Here is a 10,030-nt window from a genome sequence, read left to right as displayed (position 1 = left end):
CTTTCATGTTTTCCTCTACTCGTAAGCTAAATCAATCACTCTACAAAACGAAAAAGCCACCGAGTACTGAAAACTGTGCTCGGTGGCCAAAAAATTTGGATTGTAAATCGGCGGCGCGATTCTACTTTAAAACTTACTCAACCAAAACGTCTATCGTGTCTTCTTTGTAAACATTGTTGTTCTCGTCGTCGTAAACCGCTTCAATTTCTGTACGGCCAATCTGGTTAAAGCTGACTTCGCCTTTGTCTGCGCCATCATTACTGATGGTTGCTGCGCTTCCAGAAATAGTGGATCTCACTGACCAATCAGTAAACTCGCTATCGGTTACATCCAGTTCACTGGCATCGCTGTATCGAAGAAACGCTCTTAGCTCGATCGGGCTGTCTGACGTTTCAAAAGGACCAGCAGGGCTTGTACTCGCGTTTTCATAACGAATAATAAGCTCGGAGACCGTTTTTGGCTCAGTCACTGTCACCGTGACAGGACTTGTCGTAAGACCGCCACAACTTGCCGTAATCACAGTGCTACCCACCGCCGATCCAGCTGTAACGACCCCTGAAGAATCAATCGTCAACACGCCGGTTGGGTTATCCGTATAGTTGGCAATTGTGGATACATTCCGCGTCTCACTCGAATCTGTCACGTTCACCGTGAGACTTTTCGAGGCCGCTATGTCGAGACTGAAATCCGCATCAGGCGCTAACGTAATTGCCGTGAGACTATCGGAAACAACTAAAGCCTGAGATGCGACTTGCCCTCGGTAAGTCGCCTCAAGCGTCACATTGCCGGCATCTAGCGTATCGAGAACACCGCTACCGTTGATCTTCGCGATAGCAATATCTGAGCTACTCCATACAGTCACAAGCTCACTGACATTACTTGTACGGCCGTCATCATAAGTGCCATCAACGCGCAACGACGTGCCTGCCAGACATTCCGAAAGCGACGCCGGAAGATTGGAGAAACTAAGACCGGTTAGCTGCGCAGTCGAGACATCAACAGGTAAGCGCGCATTTAGGTAGCTCCAAGATACAAGCACCTCTGCATTCCCCGAGACACTGCCAGCTGAAACTAAGCCTGTCTCATCTACAGTAAACACACCAGAGTCGCTACTGACCCACACAACTCGATCACTGACATCTTCCGTACTGCCATCACCAAGAGTTGCGATAACAGAAAACTGCGATGTGGCGTCCGCTTCCAAGATGGCGCCCTGTTTACCCGGCATAATTTGTATGCTCTGCACATCGTTTTCCACCACTTCGACTGCCGCCACAAAGGCTCGCTCACCTTCTTCATTTCTACACGCAGAAAGCACAAAGACGCTCATCAACAAAAGAAGAAACGAAAGTGAAGAGTTCAGTTTGAGACTAGAAAGCATAACGAAGCGCCGCTCCCACTGTATCGATTTTAATTTGGCCGGAAGAATAGTGGCGCTGCCAACGCGCACTGACATACCATTGAGAGTCCGCATCAAAAAGCTGCTCTTGCAGCCCTACACCATAGGCAAAGCCTTCAAAGCGCTCGGTGCTCAAGCTTTGACTTGTGTCTTCTCTCTTCAACTCAAGCTCGTGCGACGAAAAACCCAATAAGATAAACGCCTTTGTACCTCTTCGCGAGGGAGACTCAAAACGGGCACCGACACCGTAGCCCAACCCGACCGCTTGATTCAAGTTGTTGTCTGTGTCGTCCACGACCCCTTGGCTTACAAAAGCCTCCAGAGAGATGAGTTGATGAACGTACAACCCGCCCTTGAGCTCTGTCGCCCCCAACTGAAAATCTTTCTCGTCCACAGATTGCAGGACGACATTACCGGCCAACTCGGCATACGCTGCAGGTTCAGCATTGGCAACGCTCGAAGAGATAAAAAGCACAAATAGAAGTAGTCGCATAGTTTTGTTGTTGTCTTTGTTATACGTATTGAGCTGGGATCGTCTCGCATCTTGCGACTTATAACTAATAAGAATTAAAAGCTAACGGCTTTTTCTATAATCGTTTTAACACAAACAGCGAAAGAACAAATCTCAACTATATTCTAGTTCCGTCACGACAGGAATGTGACGCCAACATTGGTTACTTAAGAACGCAAAAGCGTCATCAAAGTTAAAGGATTTTCTCACGACTCGCTAACTAAAAGAAGTGGGAAGTAGAAGTTTAGGACAAGCATTTAATCCAACGGGCGGGCAAGATGAATATGTTCGAAAATCTCAGTTTAAAAATGAAGCTAGGGCTCGGCTTTGCCATCCCTCTCGTACTGTTCACAATTATCTCGGTGGTAGGAAGCCAGACGCTTTCCCATCTTATAGAGAGCCAAAAAACAGTCGATAAAGACCACAAGATTATCGAAAAAGGGGACGAGTTGTTCGCCGCTGTTACCGAAATGGAGTCCGGCTTACGAGGCTACCTCATCACTGGAAGAGAAAGCTACTTAGAGCCTTACCGAGAAGGGAAACAACATTTTGATAAGCTTATCGAGGCCGTTGCACCGCTTATTCAAGATGACTCAGCGCAAACAAGTCGCATTGATCAAGTTAGAATGCTGGAGCGTTCGTGGCAATCTGAGCACTTTCGCGAAGCAATAAATCTGCACGAGAAAATACTCTCAGGGGAGAGGCCATTAAGTACACTGACAAGCTTCGTAACGTCCAGTAATGGCCCCGTCTACATGGAAGACATGCGCAAGATTCTGCAAGATTTTATTGCCGAAGAACGCAAGTTGATCGCGATTCACCAAGATGAAAATAGCGCAACTGCTAGCTTTGCAACCACGAGCACGTACTTGGGCTCAGGCATCGCGATACTGATCGGCATTATCGCTGCCGCACTACTGACTCGAAACATCACTCGAGCGCTTGGCGGTGAGCCATCCTATGCCGCGAGCGTAGCAACCAAAATCGCTAACAACGAGCTTGGCGAAGATGTCCAGGCCCAAGAAGGCGACGAGACAAGTTTGATTGCCGCAATGAAGGCCATGCAGATCAACCTCCGACAGCGCATGGAAGACGACCGCATCGCATTGGCCGAGACTTCCAGAATCAAAAGTGCGCTGGATGTCTGTGATACCAATGTGATGATGGCAGACCCGGATTTCAACATCGTTTACATGAACGATGCCATCAAAGATATGATGGCCACCGCAGAATCCGATTTGCGCAAGGATCTTCCTAACTTTGATGCGCGCAACCTGATGGGTAAAAACATTGATACTTTCCACAAAAATCCCGCTCATCAACGGAATATGATTGAAGGACTCAGGGATACATTCCGAGGCGATATCAACGTCGGCGGACGCACCTTTGGTTTAATCGCGACCCCGATTTTTGGCGAGAATCAAGAGCGCTTAGGCACCGTTGTCGAATGGGATGATAAAACAGAGCGCTTGGCTCTTGAAAAAGAAGCCGCAGCGATCGCCGCAGACAACGCACGCATTAAAACAGCACTCGATAGCGTCACTGCAAATGTGATGATGGCCGATGCAGATCGTAATATCATCTATGCAAATGATGCCGTACTGGACACACTTCGCGCGGCAGCAGACGATATTCGCAAAGACTTGCCGAACTTCAATCCCGAAACATTAGTCGGCGGTACAATCGATCAATTCCACAAAAACCCTCAACACCAGATCCAAATTTTGGATCGCCTGACGAGCACTACTCGAACAAAAATCGAGGTTGGTGGCCGCCACATGCACCTCATTGTGAACCCTGTGAGCGATAAAGATGGCAACCGTATCGGTACCGTTGTTGAGTGGAACGATAAGACCGCAGAAGTTCGCATTCAAGAAGAGATGGACAACATTATCGCCGCGGCAAACGATGGCGATCTCAGTGAGCGCATTGGACTAGACGATAAAGACGGATTCTTTAAACAACTAAGCACAGGTTTAAACACCCTACTTGATAAAACCTCTTCATTCGTTCACGACATGAGCCATATGTTTGAGGCGATGTCCGAGGGCGATCTGACAACCACCATTACAAATGAGTACCGTGGTGAGTTCGACAACATTAAAACCAACGCCAATAACACCGTCACTAAGCTAAATGAGGTGTTATTGAAGATTCAAAATGCTGCAGGAGCCGTTAGAAGCTCTGCCAACGAAGTCGCACAAGGCTCGGACGACTTGAGCCGACGAACAGAGTCTCAGGCCAGTTCATTGGAAGAGACTGCGTCCAGCATGGAAGAAATGACTTCTACCGTGAAGCAATCGAGTGAGAATGCCTCGGAAGCAAACAACCTTGCCGCTGAAGCGAAATCGAAAGCGCAGGCCGGTGGCGAAGTTGTGGAAGATGCCGTCAATGCCATGAGCGAGATCCTCGACTCAAGTAATAAAATTAACGACATCATTGGTGTTATCGACGAGATTGCTTTCCAAACCAATCTACTCGCGCTGAATGCTGCAGTTGAAGCAGCACGTGCAGGCGAACAGGGCCGCGGATTTGCGGTTGTCGCGGGCGAAGTTCGAACCCTTTCACAACGCTCTGCCGCAGCGGCAAAAGAGATCAAAGATTTAATCAGAGATAGCGTGAGCAAAGTGGAGTCTGGCTCCACTTTAGTGAACCAGAGTGGTGAAACGCTTGCGGACATCGTCTCTGCCGTTGATCGTGTAGCTACCATGATCAATGACGTAAACAATGCTGCAATTGAACAAAACGCAGGCATTAGTCAGATTAACCAAGCAGTTACCCAAATGGATGAAATGACGCAGCAGAACGCAGCACTCGTCGAAGAGACATCGGCTGCGAGCCGCAGTATGTCGGAAGAAGCCAACAATATGGCGAGCATGATTTCATTCTTCAGCCTACAGGGAGGCATGAGCATGTCAGCAGCACCCATGATGACAGCATCTGCACCGGCACAAGCCGCGCCCGTAATGACCTATGAGCCACCAAGAGCGAGCAGTGGCAGCAGCGGCGATAGCAGTGCAGCCTCTTTCTCTAGCCAAGATGACTGGGAAGACTTTTAGAGAAGCCTAGGCTTCGAGACAACAAGCCCGGATACCCTCCGGGCTTTTTTTTGCTTTAACGTGCTAAAGTAACAAACCACTTGAAGCGATAAGATATAGTCTTGAGATGCGACTCTTTACTGCGTTAGACATTAAACCGGAAGATAGAAAACGTATCTTCAGCTGGGCAGACAGTTATCTTCTTTTACCAACAGGAAAAATCGCACAGACCAATTATCACATTACCTTGGCATTCTTTGGCGACATCCAACAACAGAACATTGAGCCTCTTGTTAACCAACTTACGACCCTCAACGAACGCTCCTCCCTCCGCCCCTTCTTAATACGATTAGATCAGGTCGCCTTTTGGCCAAAAACTGGCATTATCTGGATTGGCCCAAGTGCTTGGCCACAGGATCTAAGCCGTTTGTCAGCAAGTCACGCAAGTGCCGGAACACGCTATGGTGCAAGAAAATCCAACCGAGCATATCAACCACACATTAGTCTCACGCGTGGAGCCCAAGAGATGTCTCCACCTCTACTTGCTCCTGCAATCGAGTTGCAGATCAGCGACGTAGCGTTATATGAGTCACAGCAGAATTCATATGGAAAAGTCGAGTACCACCCTGTTGAGCGCTGGCATTTATAAATCAAATTACGAGAGAGACTCTGTCTTTATGGATAACTCAAACAAAATTCTGTTCCCCATCCTGCTTTTAATGGCAGCGCTATTGAGCGGCTGCACCGGGATTCCAAAAAATGTTCAACCTGTTTCAGATTTTGAGTTAGATCGCTATTTAGGTAAATGGTATGAAATTGCGAGACTAGACCATAGCTTCGAAAGAGGACTCAGCAAGGTCACTGCAGAGTATACTTTGCGATCAGACGGCGGCGTGCGAGTTCTCAATAGAGGCTATTCCTTGGAAGAACAAACATGGAACGAGGCGGAGGGCAAAGCGTATTTTGTCGAAGACTCTAAAACGGGGCACCTTAAGGTCAGTTTTTTTGGGCCCTTCTATGCCTCGTATGTCATTGCCGAACTAGATCAGAAAAACTATCAGCATGCCTTCATTACCGGACCCGATACAGACTACCTATGGCTACTATCACGCACGCCTGAGATCACTAAAGACACGCGCGCAGAGTTTTTAGAATTTGCACAAACAAAAGGTTTTGCCACGGAAGAGCTCATCTGGGTCGCGCAATAAGTTCCGCGCAAAGGAAGCACTATATACAAACGCGAGGGACTCGGGCTGTAATCGCAGTGCAAAGCTGATAGGAAATTGTGCCAGCATGCTCTGCGACTTCATCAATTGAGAGCTCGGCGCCCCAAAATTCGACTTCAGAGCCGATATTAACATTGCGCACTTCGGTCACGTCGATGGTAATCAAATCCATAGATACACGACCGACAAGCGGGGCGCGCTGACCATCGACCATAACAGGTGTCCCGCTAGGCGCATGACGGGGATAACCATCGCCGTAGCCCATCGCCACCGTTGCAATAATGGTTTTTCTCAGTGCCGTCCAAGTATCTCCGTACCCCACCGTCTCACCTGTTTCAATCTCACGGAGGGCAATCACTTCGGATTTCAAATGCATCACCGGCTTTAAACCATCCGTTACTGAAGGGATCAAAGGTACCGGATTGCCCCCGTAAAGTACGATTCCTGGGCGAACAATTTGCTCTTGAAACTCGGGATGAAGCAACAGCGCTGCCGAATTACACAAGGACAATGATGGTGCTTGAGCAAGCTGATTCGCATCTGAGCCGCTCAGCACCGAATGAAAGCGGCTAACCTGAGTGGATATAGAAGTGCTTCGCGGGTCATCAGCACTGGCAAAATGGGTCATTACAGTCTCTAACTGCATCTTTTTGGATTTACCAATCCTTTGCAGACAGTCTCGGAAATCATCTTCATTCAAGCCCAGGCGATGCATACCAGAGTCGACTTTCAACCAAACCCGTCCTTCATAACCCGCATTCTCTAGACAGTCTAGCTGGAAAAGACTATGGATCACAAAGACCGCTGAATGCCCCCTAAGTTTGTCAACGCAAGCACTATTGAATAAGCCCTCTAGCAAGATAACCTCACCAGAATAACCAAGATCAATCAAGGTTAACGCTTCTTCCACGCAGGCTACCGCTACGCGATGATGCTTAAAAGCGGGCAAAAGGTTCTCAACCCCATGGCCATAGGCATCCGCCTTGACCACCAGCAACAGCTCTGAGTTGGACGCTTGGCGCTGAAGAAATTGAATGTTCTCTGAAAATGCGGCTTGGTCGATATAAGCAACTGCTGGTCTAGACATAGCCTATAGCGCCTTAAAACTCGTTATTGTAATCAACGTGAGCAAGATCATTAAACTTGGTGAACTGGCCTTGGAACTGCAATTTCACCTTGCCGATCGGGCCGTTACGTTGTTTACCAATAATAATCTCGGCAATACCTTTATCAGGACTCTCTTCGTTGTAGTACTCGTCACGATAGATAAACATAATGACATCCGCATCCTGCTCAATCGCTCCTGATTCTCGCAAATCAGAGTTCATCGGACGCTTATCCGTTCGTGATTCCAGACCTCGGTTCAACTGAGAAAGCGCCACCACCGGACACTGCAACTCCTTCGCTAAAGCTTTAAGAGATCGCGAGATCTCAGAAATCTCCGCTGTTCGGCCTTCATTCATTCCTGGTATTTGCATTAGCTGAAGATAATCGACCATGATCATACCAATCTGACCTACTTCACGAGCAACGCGGCGCGCGCGCGAACGCACCTCAGTCGGGCTCAAGCCAGCAGTATCATCAATAAATAGAGGCCTATCTTTCAGAATCTTTGCCGCAGATGAGAGCCTCGGCCAGTCTTCCTCATCTAACTTACCCGATCGCACCTTTGTTTGGTTAATCTGACCAAGTGAGCTGAGCATACGCATCAAGATTGAGTCAGCCGGCATCTCCATACTAAAAACTAGCACAGGCACTTCCGCTTTTATCAACGCGGACTCAACGAGGTTCATCGCAAACGCTGTTTTACCCATCGACGGGCGCGCTGCAACGATCACCAAATCTGAAGACTGCAGGCCTGACGTCATGTCATCGAGATCTTTGAAACCCGTGGTGACACCGGTAATACCGTCAGGGGCATCAAACAGCTCTTCAATCCGCTCCAGAGTTTTGGTGAGCACTGGGTTGACACTGACGGGGCCGGTTTCCTGCCCCGCACTGCTCTCAGATATCTGGAAAACCTTCCTCTCCGCTTCGTCAAGCAATTCGTTCGTGCTGCGTCCAGTAGGATTAAATGCGCTGTCAGAAATTTCGCCAGAAATCTGAATAAGTCGGCGTAAAACAGCACGTTCATGCACGATATTGGAGTAAGAGCGAACATTACTTGCACTCGGCGTTTTTTCGACCAACTCCGTTAGGTAGGCCATCCCACCGGCATTTTCGAGCTCGCCAAGCCGCTGCAACTCTTCAGAGACGGTGATGACGTCAATCGGATTTCCCTGAGTCGCAAGGCGACTCACCACACGAAACAATAGACGGTGGTCCTGACGATAGAAATCATCCTCAATAACCTTATCACCAACAACATCCCACTTGCTGTTATCAAGCAGCAACCCTCCAAGAATCGATTGTTCCGCTTCAATAGAGTGTGGTGGGGTTTTTAATCCTAAGGTTTCTTTGTCGGACACAGGCTAGAGAAACTCCGAAGTATGGCAGGGTTCAAAGGGTAAGATTATTCGAAAACTCACAAACAAATAAGCCCCAAGAATATACAGGATATCCTTAGGGCTTAGAAGCAGATGCCAACTTAAAAAATGGGCGTCTGCTATTTCTTATCCGCGATCAGCGGAAAGAATTATTCTGCTACAACAGCTAGGTTGATAGTCGCAGTTACATCACTGTGCAACTGGATATCAATCTCGTAGTCACCAACTGCACGGATCGGACCTTCAGGAAGGCGAACCTCAGATTTGCTAACTTCGGTGCCAGCAGCGGTTACCGCATCTGCTACATCGCGAACACCAATTGAACCAAACAGCTTACCTTCATCGCCAGCTTTTGACGTGATAGTAACTGATTTCTCGTTCAACTCAGCTGCACGAGCTTCTGCTGCTGCCAATTTCTCAGCAGCTGCTTTTTCAAGCTCTGCACGGCGCGCTTCGAACTGCGCAACATTCTCTGCGTTTGCAGGAACGGCTTTGCCAAATGGAACCAAGAAGTTACGACCAAAGCCAGATTTAACTGTTACTTTGTCGCCAAGACCGCCTAGCTTACCAACTTTTTCGAGTAGAATGACTTCCATCTCGCTATCCTCAACTATTAAATCGAATTGTCTCTTTGTGCGAACAAGGATGTTTCTTCACAGCCATCTTCTTCAACACAAGCGCTTCGTTATGCGTCTGGTGAAGACTGAACCCTACTTCTTATATCTACTGCGCTATCCAATAAAGCCATGAGCGCAATGATTGCTAAGAAGGTCGGGAACAGAACGACGACTAATGCGTAGAAGCCGATCATCCATTGTCCGCCTAAATTTTTCTTGCCGATCAAACCGTGCACTAACGCGAACCCGCAAATCAGAATTGGTACTAAACCACTGAAAACCAGTAGATAGCCATCCAATCCAATAGCAGGCCCAATCAACATAACAATAACTATTGCTGTCATGTCCATTGAACTCATACGAAGCTGGTGAAATTCTTCCCGCCAGCCCCCCGGCTTAAACAATGCTGCCTGCCAAGACCGCGCGAGAAACAAACTCCCCACGCTCATGGCAAAAAATGATGCTGCAAAGCTCGCAATTAGTAAGGCATGGAATGAAGCCCTAAGCTCATCATCTACCTGTAGCTGCGCATCTTCGGCCAACTGTTTGAGAAGTTCATCCGTCACAGTGAGCAACATTTCTATCGCTTCGGGCATCAAAACTGGTGTCATAACACCAATCAAAATACTGAATCCAAAGCCAAACAACAGTGTTCTGCGCATGGAAACGCTGATTCTCAAAACCTCTGCCAAAGCAAACGTTGATATCAACACTACCAACGTTTGCTTTGGCAGAGGTTTTGAGAATCAGCGT

Annotated in this window: 9 protein-coding genes; 3 read left to right on the top strand and 6 right to left on the bottom strand. The window is 48.1% G+C overall.

Annotation, left to right across the window (positions count from 1 at the left end; genetic code table 11):
* Positions 1 to 133: 133 nt before the first annotated feature.
* Both A3750_RS07660 and A3750_RS07655 read right to left on the bottom strand, forming a co-directional pair.
* Positions 134 to 1,381 carry an Ig-like domain-containing protein gene (locus A3750_RS07660; RefSeq protein ID WP_068466314.1) on the bottom strand — a complete coding sequence of 416 codons (1,248 nt, stop codon included), beginning with the start codon at positions 1,379 to 1,381 and terminating at the stop codon, positions 134 to 136.
* Entirely contained in the window at positions 1,371 to 1,892 is a 522-nt protein-coding gene (locus A3750_RS07655; protein ID WP_068466312.1) for an outer membrane beta-barrel protein, read from the bottom strand. The genes A3750_RS07660 and A3750_RS07655 overlap by 11 nt, the downstream gene beginning before the upstream one ends.
* A gap of 296 nt (positions 1,893 to 2,188) precedes the next feature.
* Here A3750_RS07655 and A3750_RS07650 point away from each other — a divergent pair, with 296 nt between their 5' ends.
* From A3750_RS07650 to A3750_RS07640, 3 genes are all read left to right on the top strand, one after another.
* Positions 2,189 to 4,969, top strand: a complete 2,781-nt coding sequence (locus tag A3750_RS07650; protein ID WP_068453529.1) for a methyl-accepting chemotaxis protein — start codon at positions 2,189 to 2,191, stop codon at positions 4,967 to 4,969.
* A 106-nt stretch (positions 4,970 to 5,075) separates the two neighbouring features.
* On the top strand, positions 5,076 to 5,597 hold the full coding sequence (gene thpR / locus A3750_RS07645) for an RNA 2',3'-cyclic phosphodiesterase (RefSeq protein WP_068453531.1): 522 nt from the start codon (positions 5,076 to 5,078) through the stop codon (positions 5,595 to 5,597).
* A gap of 28 nt (positions 5,598 to 5,625) precedes the next feature.
* Positions 5,626 to 6,156: a lipocalin family protein gene (locus A3750_RS07640; protein ID WP_068453533.1), complete on the top strand. Its 531-nt coding sequence runs from the start codon at positions 5,626 to 5,628 to the stop codon at positions 6,154 to 6,156.
* Between the two features lie 19 nt (positions 6,157 to 6,175).
* Here A3750_RS07640 and alr read toward each other — a convergent pair whose 3' ends face one another.
* The 4 genes from alr to A3750_RS07620 form a co-directional block, all read right to left on the bottom strand.
* Positions 6,176 to 7,261, bottom strand: coding sequence for an alanine racemase (alr, locus tag A3750_RS07635; protein WP_068453535.1), 1,086 nt, complete (start codon positions 7,259 to 7,261; stop codon positions 6,176 to 6,178).
* 13 nt (positions 7,262 to 7,274) lie between these two features.
* Positions 7,275 to 8,642: a replicative DNA helicase gene (dnaB, locus tag A3750_RS07630; RefSeq protein ID WP_068453537.1), complete on the bottom strand. Its 1,368-nt coding sequence runs from the start codon at positions 8,640 to 8,642 to the stop codon at positions 7,275 to 7,277.
* Positions 8,643 to 8,809: 167 nt separating this feature from the next.
* Positions 8,810 to 9,256 carry a 50S ribosomal protein L9 gene (rplI, locus tag A3750_RS07625; RefSeq protein WP_068453539.1) on the bottom strand — a complete coding sequence of 149 codons (447 nt, stop codon included), beginning with the start codon at positions 9,254 to 9,256 and terminating at the stop codon, positions 8,810 to 8,812.
* Positions 9,257 to 9,345: 89 nt separating this feature from the next.
* A complete protein-coding gene (locus A3750_RS07620; RefSeq protein ID WP_068548146.1) occupies positions 9,346 to 9,939 on the bottom strand; it encodes a hypothetical protein in 594 nt (197 codons plus the stop codon).
* Positions 9,940 to 10,030 lie beyond the last annotated feature (91 nt).

It is taken from the genome of Oleiphilus sp. HI0079 (assembly GCF_001635105.1).
This window is presented reverse-complemented; position numbering and strand designations above follow the sequence as displayed.